The sequence below is a fragment of the Microbacterium sp. NPDC056003 genome (assembly GCF_042274785.1).
Classification (GTDB): Bacteria; Actinomycetota; Actinomycetes; order Actinomycetales; family Microbacteriaceae; genus Microbacterium.
Window position 1 is genome coordinate 318,843 of sequence record NZ_JBHJXQ010000002.1, and the last position, 16,825, is coordinate 335,667.

At 70.0% G+C, this 16,825-nt stretch carries 16 protein-coding genes and 1 tRNA gene; 3 read left to right on the plus strand and 14 right to left on the minus strand.

From position 1 onward, the window contains the following. Window positions 1-53: 53 nt before the first annotated feature. The 5 genes from ACFC1W_RS10830 to dusB all read right to left on the minus strand — a co-directional run bounded on the left by ACFC1W_RS10830 (window position 54) and on the right by dusB (window position 5,388). Window positions 54-126, minus strand: a tRNA-Asn gene (locus tag ACFC1W_RS10830). A gap of 63 nt (window positions 127-189) precedes the next feature. Next, window positions 190-978 (minus strand): ATP-binding cassette domain-containing protein, encoded by a 789-nt coding sequence (locus tag ACFC1W_RS10835; protein WP_375992167.1) that lies wholly within the window; start codon window positions 976-978, stop codon window positions 190-192. Window positions 979-1,026: 48 nt separating this feature from the next. Then, window positions 1,027-2,883, minus strand: a complete 1,857-nt coding sequence (gene dnaG / locus ACFC1W_RS10840) for a DNA primase (protein ID WP_375992887.1) — start codon at window positions 2,881-2,883, stop codon at window positions 1,027-1,029. Next, window positions 2,883-4,220 carry a deoxyguanosinetriphosphate triphosphohydrolase gene (locus tag ACFC1W_RS10845; RefSeq protein ID WP_375992170.1) on the minus strand — a complete coding sequence of 446 codons (1,338 nt, stop codon included), beginning with the start codon at window positions 4,218-4,220 and terminating at the stop codon, window positions 2,883-2,885. Before ACFC1W_RS10845 ends, dnaG begins: the two co-directional genes overlap by 1 nt. Continuing rightward, on the minus strand, window positions 4,213-5,388 hold the full coding sequence (gene dusB, locus ACFC1W_RS10850; protein WP_375992173.1) for a tRNA dihydrouridine synthase DusB: 1,176 nt from the start codon (window positions 5,386-5,388) through the stop codon (window positions 4,213-4,215). Before dusB ends, ACFC1W_RS10845 begins: the two co-directional genes overlap by 8 nt. A gap of 52 nt (window positions 5,389-5,440) precedes the next feature. On the opposite strand from dusB, the gene ACFC1W_RS10855 reads away from it, so the two are divergent. Then, on the plus strand, window positions 5,441-5,944 hold the full coding sequence (locus tag ACFC1W_RS10855; RefSeq protein WP_241110734.1) for a glutathione peroxidase: 504 nt from the start codon (window positions 5,441-5,443) through the stop codon (window positions 5,942-5,944). Between the two features lie 77 nt (window positions 5,945-6,021). Here the strand turns inward: ACFC1W_RS10855 and ACFC1W_RS10860 are convergent, their stop codons facing one another. From ACFC1W_RS10860 to ACFC1W_RS10875, 4 genes are read right to left on the minus strand one after another with little or no spacing between them, the layout of a single operon-like run. Beyond that, the gene (locus ACFC1W_RS10860) at window positions 6,022-6,702 is read right to left on the minus strand and encodes a DsbA family protein (RefSeq protein WP_375992176.1); all 681 of its coding nucleotides are present in this window, start codon (window positions 6,700-6,702) and stop codon (window positions 6,022-6,024) included. A 47-nt stretch (window positions 6,703-6,749) separates the two neighbouring features. Continuing rightward, a complete protein-coding gene (locus ACFC1W_RS10865) occupies window positions 6,750-7,556 on the minus strand; it encodes an isoprenyl transferase (protein WP_375992179.1) in 807 nt (268 codons plus the stop codon). Further along, window positions 7,553-8,293 carry a DNA repair protein RecO gene (gene recO / locus ACFC1W_RS10870; RefSeq protein WP_375992182.1) on the minus strand — a complete coding sequence of 247 codons (741 nt, stop codon included), beginning with the start codon at window positions 8,291-8,293 and terminating at the stop codon, window positions 7,553-7,555. The genes ACFC1W_RS10865 and recO overlap by 4 nt, the downstream gene beginning before the upstream one ends. 51 nt (window positions 8,294-8,344) lie before the next feature. Beyond that, on the minus strand, window positions 8,345-9,532 hold the full coding sequence (locus ACFC1W_RS10875) for an aminotransferase class I/II-fold pyridoxal phosphate-dependent enzyme (RefSeq protein ID WP_375992185.1): 1,188 nt from the start codon (window positions 9,530-9,532) through the stop codon (window positions 8,345-8,347). A gap of 135 nt (window positions 9,533-9,667) precedes the next feature. Between ACFC1W_RS10875 and ACFC1W_RS10880 the strand changes: the two genes are divergently transcribed. Further along, window positions 9,668-10,354 carry a trimeric intracellular cation channel family protein gene (locus tag ACFC1W_RS10880; protein WP_375992188.1) on the plus strand — a complete coding sequence of 229 codons (687 nt, stop codon included), beginning with the start codon at window positions 9,668-9,670 and terminating at the stop codon, window positions 10,352-10,354. Window positions 10,355-10,380: 26 nt separating this feature from the next. Here the strand turns inward: ACFC1W_RS10880 and leuA are convergent, their stop codons facing one another. Further along, window positions 10,381-12,141, minus strand: a complete 1,761-nt coding sequence (gene leuA / locus ACFC1W_RS10885; protein WP_375992191.1) for a 2-isopropylmalate synthase — start codon at window positions 12,139-12,141, stop codon at window positions 10,381-10,383. Window positions 12,142-12,461: 320 nt separating this feature from the next. Here leuA and ACFC1W_RS10890 point away from each other — a divergent pair, with 320 nt between their 5' ends. Continuing rightward, on the plus strand, window positions 12,462-12,992 hold the full coding sequence (locus ACFC1W_RS10890; RefSeq protein WP_375992194.1) for a hypothetical protein: 531 nt from the start codon (window positions 12,462-12,464) through the stop codon (window positions 12,990-12,992). 43 nt (window positions 12,993-13,035) lie between these two features. Here ACFC1W_RS10890 and era read toward each other — a convergent pair whose 3' ends face one another. The 4 genes from era to ACFC1W_RS10910 are packed head-to-tail and all read right to left on the minus strand — an operon-like array spanning window position 13,036 to window position 16,782. Further along, complete coding sequence (gene era / locus ACFC1W_RS10895; RefSeq protein WP_375992197.1) at window positions 13,036-13,932, minus strand: GTPase Era; 897 nt, start codon at window positions 13,930-13,932, stop codon at window positions 13,036-13,038. Further along, window positions 13,929-15,290: a hemolysin family protein gene (locus tag ACFC1W_RS10900; protein ID WP_375992200.1), complete on the minus strand. Its 1,362-nt coding sequence runs from the start codon at window positions 15,288-15,290 to the stop codon at window positions 13,929-13,931. The genes era and ACFC1W_RS10900 overlap by 4 nt, the downstream gene beginning before the upstream one ends. Beyond that, the gene (ybeY, locus tag ACFC1W_RS10905) at window positions 15,287-15,757 is read right to left on the minus strand and encodes an rRNA maturation RNase YbeY (RefSeq protein ID WP_191766350.1); all 471 of its coding nucleotides are present in this window, start codon (window positions 15,755-15,757) and stop codon (window positions 15,287-15,289) included. Before ybeY ends, ACFC1W_RS10900 begins: the two co-directional genes overlap by 4 nt. Further along, entirely contained in the window at window positions 15,754-16,782 is a 1,029-nt protein-coding gene (locus ACFC1W_RS10910; protein ID WP_375992889.1) for a PhoH family protein, read from the minus strand. The genes ybeY and ACFC1W_RS10910 overlap by 4 nt, the downstream gene beginning before the upstream one ends. Window positions 16,783-16,825 lie beyond the last annotated feature (43 nt).

The window sequence follows — 16,825 nt, forward strand, 5'->3', positions numbered from 1 at the left end:
CGGTCGATCGCAGACAGTGAGAAAGCCCCGAGGGTGGAGCCTCGGGGCTTTCGCTCCCCCACTTGGACTCGAACCAAGAACCTATCGGTTAACAGCCGATTGCTCTGCCAATTGAGCTATGGAGGAAGAGTCACCCGCTCACGCAGGCAACCCCACTATGTTAGCAAACGCTGAGGGGTGCTCGTGACGTCAGGAGGCGACCAGCCGGTGGTCGGCGTCGCCATTCGGCGTCCACAGCAGGTCGTCCGTGCCGTGGCCGTACGCGATGGTGTGGCCGCCGCGGAGCACGAGCACGTCCGCATCGAGTTCGCGGACCACGTCGGCCTGATTCGTCACGACGAGCGTCGACATCGCGTACTCGGCACGGCGTCGCAGGATCGCGTCGCGCGCGGCCTTGCGCACCTCGACGTCCATGTTGGAGAACGGCTCGTCGGCGACGAGCACCTTGGGCTGCAGGACCAGGGCGCGCGCGAAGGCCACCCGCTGCCGCATCCCGGCACTCAACTCATACGGGTACTTCGCAGCAGTGCCGAGCGGCAGCATCATCTCGTCGAGGAGCGTCGCGACCCGGATCTGCAGCGCCCGCTGATTCACGCGCCGGTCGCGGCTCGTGATGGGCTCGGAGATGACCTCGCCCACCGTGAGTCGGGCAGGAAGGGCCGCTCCGGCGGCCTGCGGCAGGTAGCCCGTCAGGTACGTGTGCAGCCGGTGCGCACGCCCGGGCCGGCGCACGCCGATGCCCTCGACCTCGGCATCGCCGCCGATGACGGCGAGGCTCGTGTCGTCCGAGCCGGCGAGCACCGCCGCGAGACTCGACTTGCCCGCACCCGTCGGGCCCATGACGGCGAGCGTGCCGCCGTGGGCGATCGTGAAGGTCGCGCCGTCGATGACCCGCTGGGCGGCTCCGCCGCGTCCGACGCGAGCGATCGAGAGGTCGACCGCGTGAATGGCGGCGTCGGCGGCTCGTCGTCGAGGCATGCCCTCATCCTGCCCTGTGCGGCTCGCGCGCGCCAGCCGCACCACGTGTCAGGACTCGTTCACGAGCCGCTGGCGCTCTGCATCGAGTTCGCGCAGCTGCAGTCGGATCGCCCGGCCGTCCTCCGACGCGGCGGGCACGCGCTGGATGGCCCCCAGCAGCTCGTTCTTCTGCGCGTCCAGCGAGCGGATCACGAGCCGACGGGCGAGGTCGGAGGCCGACGACAGCGCCGCCACGTCGTCGAGGGCCGGGAAGTCGGACGCGAGCAGTTCGGCGCCGAGCGGGCGAAACGGCTCGCGCACCGTGGAGACCGCCTCGACCGCCCACCCGAGGCGCTGCATCGACTCGGCATGCTGCTGCACAGCCTGCCGGACGGCATCGAGGGCGGGATGCCGGAACGGCAGGCTCACCGCGCGTGCGACCAGCGCGGCATCCATGCGGTGTCCGAACTGGAGGAACCCCATCAGCGCGTCGCGCTCGAGGGTGACGTCGGCCGTGCGCGGCAGCGACGATACCGTCACGCGCACGAGCGGCTCGCCGGGAGCGTCGTCGGCCTGTGCCGTCGCTGGCGCGCTGTCGCGCCGCGCCCCGCTGCGGCCGGCACGCTCGACCTCGCGCCGGACGTCTTCGGTGTCCATGCCGAGGCGGCGCGCGAGGACGCGGATGTACTCCGGCTGCAGCAGCGCGTCACGGAGTTCGGCCACGACGGGGGCCGAGGCCCGCAGTGCGCCGACGCGCCCCTCGACGCTGGACAGGTCGTAGCCCGCGATCCGCTGATCGAGGACGAACTCCACCATGGGGACCTTGGTGTCCATCAACCCCCGCACCGCGCCGTCGCCTCGCTTCAGACGCAGATCGCAGGGGTCGAGCCCCTCCGGCCCCGTCGCGACGTACGTCTGGGCGTTGAACCGCTTCGCATCGGCGAAGGCGCGCAGCGCCGCCTTCTGACCCGCGGCATCCGGATCGAACGTGAAGACGACCTCGCCGGCCGTGGAGTCGTCACCCATCACACGCCGGAGCACCGTGATGTGGTCGGAGCCGAACGCAGTGCCACAGGTCGCGATCGCGGTGGTGATGCCGGCGAGATGGCACGCCATCACGTCGGTGTAGCCCTCGACCACCACGACGCGGTGATCGCGCGAGATGTCACGCTTGGCGAGGTCGAGGCCGTAGAGCACCTGCGCCTTCTTGTAGATCGTCGTCTCGGGGGTGTTGAGGTACTTCGGGCCCTTGTCGTCGTCGTAGAGCCGTCGGGCGCCGAAGCCGATGACCTGGCCCGTGACGTCGCGGATGGGCCACACGACGCGGCCGCGGAACCGGTCGTAGACCCCGCGCTGACCCTGCGAGACGAGACCGGCGTTGGTGAGCTCCTCGTCAGTGAACCCCGCGGAGCGCAGCGCGTCGCGCATGCCCTCCCAGCCCTTCGGTGCGTAGCCCACGCCGAAGTGCGCGGCGGCGCCTGCATCGAAGCCGCGCTCGCCGAGGAAGCGGCGCGCGGTGTCCGCTTCGGGTGTGAGGAGCTGCCCGCGGAAGAACTCGGCTGCCGCGGCGTTGGCGGCGTACAGGCGCGTGCGTCCCGTGTGCTCGGGTGCCGCCCCGCCGTCCTCGTAGTGCAGGGTGTAGCCGATCCGCCCCGCGAGCCGCTCGACGGCCTCGGTGAACGAGACGTGGTCCATCTTCGTCAGGAACGAGTAGACGTCGCCCGACTCGCCGCAGCCGAAGCAGTGGTAGAAGCCCGCCTGCGGGCGCACGTTGAAGCTGGGGCTGCGCTCGTCGTGGAACGGGCAGAGACCTTTCATGGCGCCGACACCGGCGTTCTTGAGCGCCACCCGCTCACCGATGATGTCGGCGATGTTCGTGCGGGACTTGACCTCTTCGACGTCGCTCTGACGGATGCGCCCCGCCATCAGCGCGTCCCGGGCGCGCGCGCGGCGGGCGACCACACACCGATGGTCGCGGGATCCAGCTCGCCGACCAGACGGCCGTGCCACGCGATCGCGTGCTGGTCCGTCAGGCTCGCGACCTGGTCGACGACCACGCGCCGTCGGGCGGCCTCGGTGCCGGCGGCGGCGAAGTCCTCGGCGTGGAGGGCGTCGAGCTCTTCCGGACGCTCCCAGAGCGCGGTCGCGAGCCGCTTGAGCACGCGCCGCTGCTCCTTGTACAGGTCTTTGCGGCCCTCGATCGAGACCACGACGGCGCCGATGATGCCCTTGAGCACCGCCATCTCGGCTTCCACCACGCGCGGAACGACCACGTGGGCACGATAGCGGGTGAGCGCCGACATCCCGTATGCCTCACGCGTCGCGGTGGTCGCCGCCCGCGCGAACCGGCCGATGAGGTCGGAGGTGAGGTTCTTGAGACCTGCGAGCGAGGCGCGCGTGCCGTCGAAGGACGTGATCCATTCCGGCATCCGCATGAGCCGGTACAGGGCGTCCTCGAGCTCGTCGCGTGCGAAGTCGAACCCGACCCAGCTCTGTATCGCGGACAGCAGGGCCGCATGCTCCGAGGCGTCCGCGAGGCGCGCGGGATCGAGGTAGCCGTTCACGATCGCGTCCTCGAAGTCGTGCACGGAGTAGGCGATGTCGTCGGAGAGGTCCATCACCTCGGCCTCGATGCAGCGCACGCGACCGGGTGCGCCCTCGCGCATCCACCGGAACACCGGCTCGTCGTCGGGATATACGCCGAACTTCAGCCGGCCGCCGGGATCGGGCAGCGGATGCTCGGCCGTCCACGGGTACTTGCACGTGGCGTCGAGGCTCGCGCGCGTGAGGTTCAAGCCGAAGGTGCGCCCGTCCTCGTCGACGACCTTGGGCTCGAGGCGGCTGATGATGCGGAGGGTCTGGGCGTTGCCCTCGAACCCGCCGATGTCTTCCGCCCACTCGTTCATCGCGCGCTCGCCGTTGTGACCGAACGGCGGGTGCCCGAGGTCGTGGCTCAGGCACGCGGTGTCGACGACGTCGGCGGCGAGGCGCAGCGCCGTGGCCAGCTCGCGGCCGACCTGGGCGACCTCGAGGGAGTGCGTGAGGCGGTTTCGCGCGAAGTCGGCCGGGCTCGCGGGGCTCAGCACCTGGGTCTTCGCGGCGAGCCGACGCAGCGCCGCGGAGTGCAGCACGCGCGCACGGTCGCGCGCGAAGTCGTCGCGGAGGGAGCGGTGGCGCTCCGAGTGGAAGCGCTCGGCGTCGGCGTCGTCATAGCCCGGCGGACGCTCCGACGCGAGTGCCGCCCCGCCGTCGCGCTCAGCCACCACTGTGGTCGAGCTCCGCGTCGGCGAGGGCGCAGGATGCCTCGGCACCCAGGTCACGGGAGTCGAGCCAGAACTCGGGCAGCGCCGGGCGCTTGGGGGTGCCCGCGCGTCCACGCTGACCCTCGGCCGCTGCCCCGGGATACGGCGCGTCGAGCTCGAGCGTCGCGAGGAGCTCGTCGATCTCGGCGAGGCTCGACACGGTCGCGAGCCGGGCGCGCGTGTCGCCGCCGACCGGGTAGCCCTTGAAGTACCACGCGACGTGCTTGCGGATGTCGCGGCAGCCGCGCCCCTCGTCCTCGAAGAAGTCCCCCAGCAGCTCCGCGTGACGGCGGAACGCGTGGGCGACGAAGCCCAGGGTGGCGTCGACGGGATCACCGGATGCCGCGTCCGGCCCGCCCAGGGCACGGGCGAGGTCTCCGAACAGCCATGGGCGGCCGAGGCATCCGCGCCCCACCACCACCCCGTCGCAGCCGGTCTCGTCCATCATGCGCACCGCGTCGTGGGCCGACCAGATGTCACCGTTGCCGAGCACCGGGATGCTCGTCACCGCCTCCTTCAGCGTGGCGATCGCCGACCAGTCCGCCTCGCCCGAGTAGAACTCGGCGGCGGTCCGTGAGTGGAGCGCGACCGCGGCGACGCCTGCGTCTTCGGCGATGCGACCGGCGTCGAGGTAGGTCAGGTGATCCGAGTCGATTCCCTTGCGCATCTTGACGGTCAGGGGGACGTCTCCGGCGGCGCGCGCGGCGCGCGTGACGATGTCGCGGAACAGGCCGAGCTTCCACGGCAGGGCGGCGCCGCCGCCCTTGCGGGTCACCTTGGGCACGGGGCAGCCGAAGTTGAGGTCGATGTGGTCGGCGCGATCCTCTTCCACGAGCAGGCGCACGGCGGCCTCGGTGGTGGCCGGGTCGACGCCGTAGAGCTGGATCGAGCGCGGCTTCTCGGACTCGTGGTGCGTGATGAGACGCATCGTCGTGGCGTTGCGCTCGACGAGCGCGCGCGTCGTGATCATCTCGCTGACGTACAGGCCGGCGCCGTACTCGCGGCACAGGCGCCGGAACGCCGTGTTGGTTATTCCCGCCATGGGCGCGAGCACGACGGGCGCATCGAGTTCGATGGGCCCGATGCGCAGCGTGCGCGCGGGAGCGTAGGCAGTCGTCACGTCGTCCATTCTCCCAGAGGAATCCGGGCCTTCGCTGATATCCAGGCCTTAGCCTGGGAGCATGACCGAGGCTACCGCGACCGATCTCCGCAGCATCCCGTTCCAGACCGCCGATGGCGGCACCGCCACGCTTGCTGACTACGGCGATCAGGTCCTCCTCGTCGTCAACGTGGCGTCGAAGTGCGGTCTCACCCCGCAGTACGAGCAGCTCGAGGCGCTGCAGCGCGCCTACGCCGATCGCGGGTTCACCGTGCTCGGCTTCCCGTGCAACCAGTTCATGGGCCAGGAACCCGGCTCGATGGACGAGATCCTCGAGTATTGCTCGACGACGTGGGGCGTCTCGTTCCCGGTGTTCGACAAGGTCAAGGTGAACGGCGGCAAGGCAGCCCCGATCTACAAGGCTCTGAAGGACGCGGACGATGCGCAGGGCAACAGCGGGCGCATCCAATGGAACTTCGAGAAGTTCGTGCTCACGCCCGGCGGCGAGGTGCACCGCTTCCGCCCCAACGTGAAGCCCGACGATCCGGCCGTCGTCAGCGTGATCGAGGCGAACCTGCCGCGCTGACCCCGTCCCACCCGCAGACATGACGAGACCCGCCGCGCGATCGCACGGCGGGTCTCGTCGTTGGGGGCGTGGGGGGTTCAGGCTCCGACCGGGGCATCCTCGCGGTGCTCGGCCCACACCTGGCGGACGATGTCGGTGAAGGCCTCGGCGGGCTGCGCGCCCGAGACGCCGTACTTGCCGTCGATCACGAAGAACGGCACGCCGTTGATGCCGTATGCGCTCGCCTGCGCCTGGTCGGCCCGGACGGCGTCGACGAAGCGGCCGGACTGCAGAGCGTCGCGCGCCGCGGTGGCGTCGAGGCCGGCGTCGGCGGCGAGCGCGACGAGCTCGTCCTCCTGGCCGAGGTGCCGGCCTTCCGTGAAGTAGGCCGACATGAGGCGCTCGGCCATGGCGTGCTGCCGCCCCTGCTCCTTCGCGAAGTGGAGCAGTTCGTGCGCCTTCACGGTGTTGGTGTGCTTGAGCAGGTCGAAACGGTACTCCAACCCTGCCTCGGCGGCGACGCCGGTGACACGGTCGAGCATCTGCTGGGCCTGGGCCGGCGAGATGCCCTTGTGCTGGGCGAGGTAGTCGGCTTCGCCGCCCTCGAAGTCGGTCGGGGTGTCGGGCGACAGCTCGAACGAGTGGTACACGACCTCCACCTCGGGGCGGTCATCGTCGGCGGATGCCGCAGCCAGCCCCTTCTCGAGGTTGCGCTTGCCGATGTAGCACCAGGGGCAGGCGATGTCGCTCCACACGTCGATCTTCATGGCGTCCGTCATACTGACCCACAACCGCGGCCACCCGGAGATCTATTCCGGCGGATGCGTCATCCCCCGTCCGGCGAGTCGACGGCTCCACCGAACCGGCGGTCGCGGTCGAGGTACAGGCCGATCGCGCGCCACAGGTCGGTGCGCGAGAAGTCGGGCCACAGCGTGTCGAGGAAGACGAACTCGGCGTACGCCGACTCCCACAGCAGGAAGTTCGACGTGCGCTGCTCGCCGCTCGAACGGATGAACAGGTCGACGTCGGGCATGTCGGGCAGGTACAGCCGCTTCTGGATGAGCTTCTCCGTCACGGCCGACGGACGCAGCCGCCCCGTCGCGATGTCGTCGCCGATCGAGCGCATCGCATCGACGAGCTCGACCCGGCCGCCGTAGTTGACGCACATCGTGAGCGTCAGGGTGTCGTTGCCCGCGGTCAGGCGTTCGGCGAACTGCAGCTCGTTGATGACGCTCGACCATAGGCGGGGCTTGCGCCCGGCCCAGCGCACGCGCACGCCCCACTCGTTGAGCTGGTCACGACGGCGGTGGAGCACGTCGCGGTTGAAGCCCATCAGGAAGCGCACCTCGTCGGGCGACCGCGACCAGTTCTCGGTGGAGAACGCGTACACCGACAGGTGCTTCACCCCCGCCTGGATCGCACCGGCCACGACGTCGAGCAGCGCCGCCTCCCCCGCCTTGTGCCCCTCGACGCGGGTGAGCCCTCGCCGGTTCGCCCAGCGACCGTTGCCGTCCATGACGATCGCCACGTGGGCAGGGACCGACCCGGCGGGGAATGCCGGCGGGTACAGGCCCGTCCAGTCCACGGGGCGGTACGGAACGGCGTCGCGGTGGGTGAACGGCTTCGGGGTCATCGATCGCCTCCGGGGTCGGCGGCGACGTGCGAGAGCGAGCGGATGCCGCGCTCGAGGTGCCACTGGGCGTAGGCCGCGATCAGACCCGACGCCGCGGCTCCGGAGCCGGCGGACGCGGCATCCACCCGGTCCCACTCGCCGGCCATGAGGGAGTCGAGCAGCGCGGCCGTCTCGGGATGCACGCGCGCCGCACCGGTCGGGGCGCAGTCGCGGCACACCATCCCGCCGAGCTGCGCGACGAAGGTGTCATGCGGGCCGGGGCGGCCGCAGCGCGCGCACTCGCTCAGCCCGGGCGCCCAGCCCGACAGCGCCATCGCGCGCAGGAGGTACGAGTCCAGCACGCTGCGCGACGCATGCTCCCCCCGTGCGAGAGCCCGGAGACCGCCCACCAGGAGCAGGTACTGCTGCGGCGTCGCCTCGGCCTCGTTGAGCCGGTCGGCCGCCTCGACCATCGCGTGGGCGGACGTGTACCGGTCGTAGTGCGCGGCGATGTCGGCGCCGTACGACCCGAGCGTCTCGGCCTGCTGCACGATGTCGAGCGAGCGCCCCTGGTAGAGCTGCACGTCGGCCACCATGAACGGCTCGAGCCGCGCGCCGAACCGCGATGAGGTGCGGCGCACGCCTTTGGCGACGGCGCGCAGCTTGCCGTGTCGGCGGCTGAGCATCGTCACGATCCTGTCCGCCTCACCCAGCTTGTGGGTGCGCAGGACCACGACTTCATCGCGGTAGGTGGGCACCCGTCAATTATGGATGCCGCCTCCGGCGCACGGGCCTCGACGGGCCGCTGATCAGCGCGCCGTCGCCCCCAGCGACGCCGCGACCTCGGTGAGGTGGGGCAGCGCCCGATCGATCATGTCCATCGTCGCGGTGAGCGACATCCGGAAGTGATGCGGCTGATCGAACAGCGTGCCGGGCATCACGTGCACACCGCGCTCCGCGAGGGCGGCGCAGAACGCGGCCGCGTCGCCGCCGGGAGCCTCGCCCCACAGGTAGAACGTGCCCTCGGGGCGGGTGAGACGCACGCCGGCGGCGTCCAGCGCACCGAACAGCCGATCACGCTTGCGAGCGAGCTCGTCGAGGTCGAGCGAGACGCTCTCCAGCGCGGGGACCGAGTACTGCATGAGGGCGTCGGGGAAGCCCCAGCCGATCGCGAGGCCGATCGGGAAGAGCGCTTCGCGCAACTCGTCCCGCTCGGCGATCGGGATGAGCGGCGACAGCGCGAGGTAGCCGAGCCGCTGGCCGGGCGCCAGGAGCACCTTGCCGTAGCTGTAGTCGATCACCGTCCACGGGTACATGCCGGCCGGGCTGACGAAGTCGATGCCGTCGAAGCGGATGCGACGGTATGGTTCGTCGGACACCAGCCAGATGCGCCGCCCGTGCGTGCGCGACGCGTTCTCGAGCAGGTCCGCGAGCGATCGCCACGTGGCCTCGGAGTACACGCGGCCGGTCGGATTGGCGGGCGAGTTGACGACCACGATCCTCGTGCGCGGCGTGATCGCGTTCCCGATCGCGTCGAGGTCGAGGTCGAACGTCTCGGGGTCGAGGGCCGCACGCACCGGAACGAGGTCGGCCGCGTGGAGCATCGGCTCGTAGCAGAACCAGCCCGGCACGGGGATGACCACCTCGTCGCCGGCGTCGGCGAGCAGCGCGAACGCCAGCGACAGGGCGCCGAACGCACCCTGCGTCATCGCGATGTCCTCGGGCTCGAAGTCGAGCCCGAGCTCGGTCCGCAGCCCCGCCGCCACCGTCTCCTGTGCCGGGCGCTCGCTGGTCTTGTACGCGAACCACTCGACCGATCGCGGCTCGAGCTGCGCCTGCAGGGCGCTCGTCAGGCCCGGCAGCGCGAGCTCGTGCGGATTGCCGAAGGTGAAGTCGAGGGCGTCGGGATCGTCGGCCGCCGCCTGGATCTGCGCGAAGAACGCGGTCACGACATCGACCGCCGCCTTAGCCCGCGCTGCGCGATCGGAGATCGTCATCGCCATCACCTTCCCCAGTGTGAGCCCCTGGCAAGGATCCCAGCCGGGCGATGCCCGGTCAACGGGTGCCGCCCTGGTGGCGCTCCTCGCGGCGATGCGCCTGCGCTCACCGCCCGGCGCCCCGACAATAGAGGGGTGGACGAGCCGATCTTCGTGATCCCGCTGTGGGCGGACCTCATCGCCGTCGGACTCGGTGGCATCCAGGGCGCCCTGTTCGCCTCGGGCTTCCGCGGCCAGCGCCGGCTCGACCTGCTCGGCGTCGCGATCATCGGGATCGTCGTCGGCATGGGCGGCGGTCTCATCCGCGACCTCCTGCTCAACGTCACGCCGGTCACGCTGCAGAGCAACTGGTACCTGCTGACCGCCACGGGTGCCGCTCTGTTCGGGATGCTGCTCGCCGGCGTCTTCCAGCGCCTCAATGCCGTCATCGTCGGTCTCGATGCGCTGGTGATCGGACTCTTCGGCGCCTTCGGCACGAGCAAGGCACTGGCACTCGGCCTTCCGCTCGTCCCCGCCGTCTTCGTCGGCGTGTGCGCAGCGGTGGGCGGCGGCATCCTGCGCGACATGATCATGGGACTGCCGGTGGCGATCATGCACGTCGGCTCGCTCTACGCGGTCGCGGCGGGGGCGGGATGCCTCGTCCTGGCCGTCGCGCACACGCTCGGCGTCGACCTCGTCATCGCCGCTGCGATCGGCATCTCGGTGACCACGATCATCCGCCTGCTGGCCGTCATGTTCGACATCTCGCTGCCCGAGCAGCGGGCGCTCTACCGCCGGAAGGTCGCCGTCGAGACGTCGACCATCCCGATCGTCAAGTCCTGACGTCGCGGCATCCCGCCGCCGTCCAGTCAGACGCCGGCGAGTGCTCCGGAGCGCTCGCGGGTGCGGATCGCACGGTTGACTCCCGACACGATCGCCTTGAGTGAGGCCGTCGAGATGTCGCTGTCGATCCCCACGCCCCACAGACGCTCGCCGTCGACCTGCAGCTCGACGTACGCCGCGGCCTGAGCGTCGCCGCCCGCGCTGAGCGCATGCTCGACGTAGTCGTACAGCGTCACGTCGAAGCCCCGTGTACGCACGATCTCGAGGAATGCCGCGACCGGTCCGTTGCCGTGGCCGGTCGCGTCGTACCGCTCGTCGCCGTCGCGCAGCGTGACATCGAGCGAGACGTCGCCCGACATGTCGCTGCGGGTGCTCGTTGCCAGCAGCTCGAAGCGGCCCCAGCGGTCGTCGCTGACCTGCGAGGGCAGGTACTCGTCGGTGAAGATCGCCCAGATCTGGTCACTCGTCACCTCGCCGCCCTCGGCGTCGGTCTTGGCCTGCACGACACCCGAGAACTCGATCTGCAGGCGGCGCGGCAGGTCGATCGCATGATCCGTCTTCAGCAGGTACGCGACGCCGCCCTTGCCCGACTGCGAGTTCACGCGGATGACGGCCTCGTACGAGCGGCCCAGGTCCTTCGGATCGATCGGCAGGTACGGCACGGCCCATTCGATCTCGTCGACCGTGACGCCCGTGGCGGCAGCGCGCGCCTCCATCGCCTCGAAGCCCTTCTTGATGGCGTCCTGGTGCGAGCCGCTGAACGCGGTGAAGACGAGGTCGCCGGCCCACGGGCTGCGCTCGGGGACCGGGAGCTGGTTGCAGTACTCGACCGTGCGCTTGACCTGGTCGATGTCGCTGAAGTCGATCTGCGGGTCGATGCCCTGGGTGAAGAGGTTGATGCCCAGCGCGACCAGGTCGACGTTGCCGGTGCGCTCGCCGTTGCCGAACAGGCATCCCTCGATCCGGTCCGCACCGGCCATGTAGCCCAGCTCGGCGGCGGCGACCGCCGTGCCGCGGTCGTTGTGCGGGTGCAGCGAGAGGATCACGTTCTCACGGTGGGCCAGGCGGCGGCTCATCCACTCGATCGAGTCGGCGTACACGTTGGGCGTGGCCATCTCGACGGTGGCGGGCAGGTTGATGATCACCTTGCGGTCCGGGGTGGGCTCGAAGATCTCGATGACCTGGTTGCACACCTCCAGCGCGAACTCGAGCTCGGTGCCGGTATAGCTCTCGGGCGAGTACTCGTAGAACACCTTCGTCTCGGGGACCCGCTTCTCGAACTCACGGCACAACCGGGCGCCCTCGAGGGCGATGTCGATGATGCCCTGGCGGTCGGTGCGGAACACGACTTCGCGCTGCAGGATGCTCGTCGAGTTGTACAGATGGACGATCGCCTGCTTGGCACCAGCGATCGACTCGTAGGTGCGCTCGATCAGGTGCTCGCGCGCCTGTGTCAGCACCTGGATCGTGACGTCGTCGGGGATCAGGTCCTCTTCGATCAGCTGCCGGACGAAGTCGAAGTCCGTCTGGCTGGCCGACGGGAAGCCGACCTCGATCTCCTTGTAGCCCATCCGCACCAGGAGGTCGAACATGATGCGCTTGCGCTCGGGGCTCATCGGGTCGATGAGCGCCTGGTTGCCGTCGCGCAGGTCGACCGCGCACCACCGCGGTGCCGTCGTGATGCGCTGTGCGGGCCAGGTGCGGTCGGGCAGGTCGACCGCGATCTGCTCGTGGTACGGGCGGTACTTGTGCACCGGCATGCCCGAGGGCTTCTGAGTGTTCTGCATGATCGTCGCTTTCGTTCTCTCGTCGAATGGCGGGCCGACGACAAGCTCCGCGACGAGGGGGGCCCTAGATCGAGGCCTCGTCGCGGCAGCTAAGGAGAAGCGAGCCTGCACGCATGACCCCAGGCTACACCCGTCCCCGACGGGCGTGCGAACCCGGCGTCACAATCGCGTGAGACGATCCCGCGATCCGCGACACTCGACGGATATGACACGTCACCGTCGACCTCCTCGTCACGCTGGGCGCGGCATCCGTCCTCGCCCTCGCCGGGTGCGCGACTCCCGCCGGCTCGACCGCACCCTCGTCGGCCGGCGGCGCGCCTGTGGGCGCCTCGCTCGGCTCGCTGTGGCCCGCTCCCCCGGAGGGCGACGTGATCGCGCAGGGCACGGTGATGGACGTCGGCGGCGAAGCCGAGCTGTGTCTCGGCCCGATCGCGGAGTCCTACCCCCCGCAGTGCAGCGGCATCCCGATCCCCGACTGGACGTGGGAGGGCGTCGAGGGCTCGGAGTCGTCGGGCGACACCACCTGGGGAGCGTACGCGGTGCAGGGCACGTACGACGGCGAGGAGTTCACCCTCTCGCAGCCGCCCATCATGCTCGCGCTGTACGACCCGATGATGCAGGACGACCCGACGGGCGGCGAGCCCGGGCAGGGCGATGAGGCCATGCTCGCCGGGATCCAGGACGAACTCCCCGACATCCTGCAGGAGGCGTACCTCGGGTCGTCGGTCGAGAACGGCTGGCTCTACATCGACGTCGTGTGGGACGACGGCACGTGGCAGAAGGCCGCGGACGACGACTATGGCGACGACACCGTCATCGTCCGGTCGGCGATGCGTCCGGTCGACGGCTGATCCGGCCTCTGAATCGTCAGAGCCGTCAGACGCGTCCGAACCCTCAGAAGCCGAGCCGGCCCAGCTGCTTCGGGTCGCGCTGCCACTCCTTGGCGACGCGCACATGGAGCGAGAGGAACACGCGGGTGCCGACGAGCGGTTCGATGCCGGCACGGGCGCGCTTGCCCACATCGGCCAGACGCGAGCCCTTGCGGCCGATGATGATGGCCTTCTGACTGTCGCGCTCGACGACGATGTTCGCATAGATGTCGGTGAGGTCGGAGTCCTCGCGCGGCGCCATGTCTTCGATGGTGACGGCGATCGAGTGCGGCAGCTCGTCGCGCACGCCTTCGAGGGCAGCTTCGCGGATGATCTCGGCGACGCGATCCTCCATCGACTCATCGGTCACGACGTCGGCCTCGTAGAGCGCCGGCCCCTCGGGCATGAGGACGAGCAGCTCGTCGGTGAGCACGTCGAGCTGCTCCCGGGTGAGCGCCGACAGCGGGATGACCGCGGCCCAGTCCTCCCGCAGGGAGTCGACCTCCATGAGGCGCTCGGTGATCTGGTCGCGGGTGGCGGCGTCGGTCTTGGTCACGATCGCGACCTTCTTCGCCCGGGGGTAGCCGCCGAGCGAGTCCGCGATGCGCCGGTCACCGGGCCCGACCTTCTCGGTCGCGGGCACGCAGAACCCGATGACGTCGACGTCGCCGAGCACCTGCTCCACGAGGCTGTTCAGCCGCTCGCCGAGCAGTGTCCGCGGCTTGTGGATGCCAGGGGTGTCGACGATCACGAGCTGCCCGGCCGGCCGGTTGACGATGCCGCGGATCGCGCGGCGGGTCGTCTGCGGCTTGTCGCTGGTGATGGCGACCTTCTCGCCGACGAGGGCGTTGGTCAGCGTCGACTTGCCGACGTTCGGCCGTCCGACGAAGGTGACGAAGCCGGAACGGGTCGTCTCGGTCATGTGCGGTCGCCTCTCCTCTGGACGCGCACCTCGCCGGTGCGGGTCGACACGATGTGGATCTCGGCGGTGCGGGGTGCGCGACCGTTCTGCTCGTCCGCGTCCGCGGACTCCCCGCGCTCGACGAAGACGGTGGAGATGCCGCGGCCGCGACCGCGCGAAGCGCCGCCGGTCATGACCAGCCCGCCGTACTCGGCGGTCGCACCCGGCTGCGGCACGCGACCGAGCGCCTTGCCGAGCAGTCCCCCGATGGAGTCGACGTCCTCATCCTCGAGGTCGATGCCGAACAGGTCGCCCACCTCGTCGAGGCCGAGCCGTGCGCTGACTCGGTAGTGCCCGGGCTCGATCTCGGTCACCTCGTCGGAGCGCGGGTCGTACTCGTCGGCGATCTCGCCGACCAGTTCCTCGATCAGGTCCTCGAGCGTCACGAGGCCCGACACGCCCCCGTACTCGTCGATGACGAGGCACACGTGCACGGCGTCGCGCTTCATCTGCTGAAGGAGCGTCTCGGCCTTCATCGACTCCGGCACGAAGACCGCCGGTCGCGCGATCCGCGTCACGGGCGCATCGCGCCAGCCGGACTCGTCGCGGAAGCCGAACTGCACGAGATCCTTGAGGTACAGCACGCCGACCACGTCGTCCGCCTCGTCGTCGACGATCGGGATGCGCGAGATGCCCTTATCGAGGAAGATCGACATCGCCTCGCGCGTCGAGGCCGTGGCATCCACGGTCACCATGTCTGTTCTCGGCACCATGACCGCCCGCACGAACGTGTCGGTGAAGTCGAAGACCGAGTGGATCAGCTCGCGGTCGTCCTGCTCGATCAGCTCGTTCTCGGCGGCCTCGTCGATGATGCTGAGCAGCTGCTCCTCCGAAGCGAAGGACGCCCCGCGCGATGCTCCGGGCGTGATGCGCGTACCGAGGGCAACGAGACCGTGCGCGAGCGGCCCGAGGATGATGCGGACGCCGCGGATGACCGGAGCGGCGCCTCGCAGCAGCCCCTTGGCGTGCTGCCGGCCGACGTTGCGCGGACTCGCCCCCACGACGACGTACGAGATGCCGGTCATCAGCACCGCCGCGGCGAGCATCGCCCACCAGATGCTGTCGAACAGGATGGTGAACGCGACGGTGACGAGCACAGCGGCCGTGGTCTCGGCGAGGACGCGGATGAAGATCACGGCGTTCGTGTGCGCCTCGGGGTCGGCGGCGATCCGCCGCAGCGAGGGGGCGTTGCGGCCGGAGGCACCGAGCTCGGCGAGGTCGGCCCGGGACGTCACGCTCAGTGCGGCGTCGATGGCGACCATCAGGGCGCCGAACGCCAGCAGCAGAGCGGCGGCGACGAGGAGAAGTGCAGCGGTCATGCGCGATTTCGACGGCGTTCCACGGCCTGGAACGCCGTGATGAGCTCGCGCTGGAGCCCGAACATCTCGCGCTCCTCCTCGGGCTCGGCGTGGTCGAAACCGAGCAGGTGCAGCAGCCCGTGCGTCGTCAGCATGACGAGCTCGTCCATCGTGGAGTGCTTCGCGGCGACGGCCTGGGTCTCGGCCACCTGCGGGCAGAGCACGATGTCGCCGAGCAGACCCGCCGGCGTCGGCATGTCCTCGGTGCCGGGGCGCAGCTCGTCCATCGGGAAGCTCAGCACGTCGGTGGGTCCGGGCTCGTCCATCCACTGCACGTGCAGCGCCTCCATCGCACCCTCGTCCACGAGGAGGATGGCGACGTCGGCCTCGGGGCTCACGTGCAGCTCGGAGAAGTTGTTCTCCATCAAGCGCAGCAGCACGGTCTCGTCGACCGCGATGCCCGACTCGTTGCTGATCTCGATCGTCATGAGCGTCCTCGCTTCGGAAGATGGTCGCGCGGGTTCTGCGGCCGCATACCGGCGCGCCGCTCGGCGCGGTTGGCGAACTCGGATGCCTCGTCCCGCTCGCGGCGCGCGGCGATGCGGCGCTCGTCGTACTCGCTGTACGCGTCGACGATGCGGCCGACCAGGGTGTGACGAACGACGTCGTCGCTGGTGAGGTACGAGAAGTGGATGTCGTCGATCTCGCCCAGCACCCGCGTGACGAGTCGCAGCCCCGATGCGCCTTGGGGCAGGTCGATCTGCGTGATGTCGCCGGTGACCACCATGCGGGTGCCGAAGCCGAGCCGAGTCAGGAACATCTTCATCTGCTCGGGGGTCGTGTTCTGCGCCTCGTCGAGCACGACGAACGAGTCGTTCAGCGTGCGACCGCGCATGTACGCCAGCGGGGCGACCTCGATCGTGCCGGTGGCCATGAGCTTGGGCACGAGCTCGGGGTCCATCATCTCGTTCAGCGCGTCGTACAGCGGGCGCAGGTACGGGTCGATCTTGTCGGTGAGCGTGCCCGGGAGGAACCCGAGGCGTTCGCCGGCTTCGACGGCCGGACGCGTCAGGATGATGCGATTGACCTCCTTGCGCTGCAGCGCCTGGACGGCCTTGGCCATGGCGAGATACGTCTTGCCTGTGCCGGCGGGGCCGATGCCGAAGACGATCGTGTTCTCCTCGATCGCGTCGACGTAGGCCTTCTGGCCGAGCGTCTTCGGGCGGATCACCTTGCCACGCGAGGACAGGATCGCCTCGCCGAGCACCTCGGACGGACGCGGTCCGCCCTCGGTGCGCAGGATGCGGCTCGACGACGACACGTCGGCGGGGTCGAGGCCCTGCCCGGCCTTCGTCATCTCGAGCAGCTCGTCGACGAGCGAGCGCGCGGCGGCCACCGCATCCGCCTCCCCCGTCAGCGTGATCTCGTTGCCGCGCACGTGCACGTCGACGCCCGGATGCTCCTTCTCCACGACGCGCAGCAGGCGGTCCTGCGGTCCCAGCAGCTGCACCATGGCGACGCCGTCGGCGTACACCCGGTCGATCACCGGATCATGG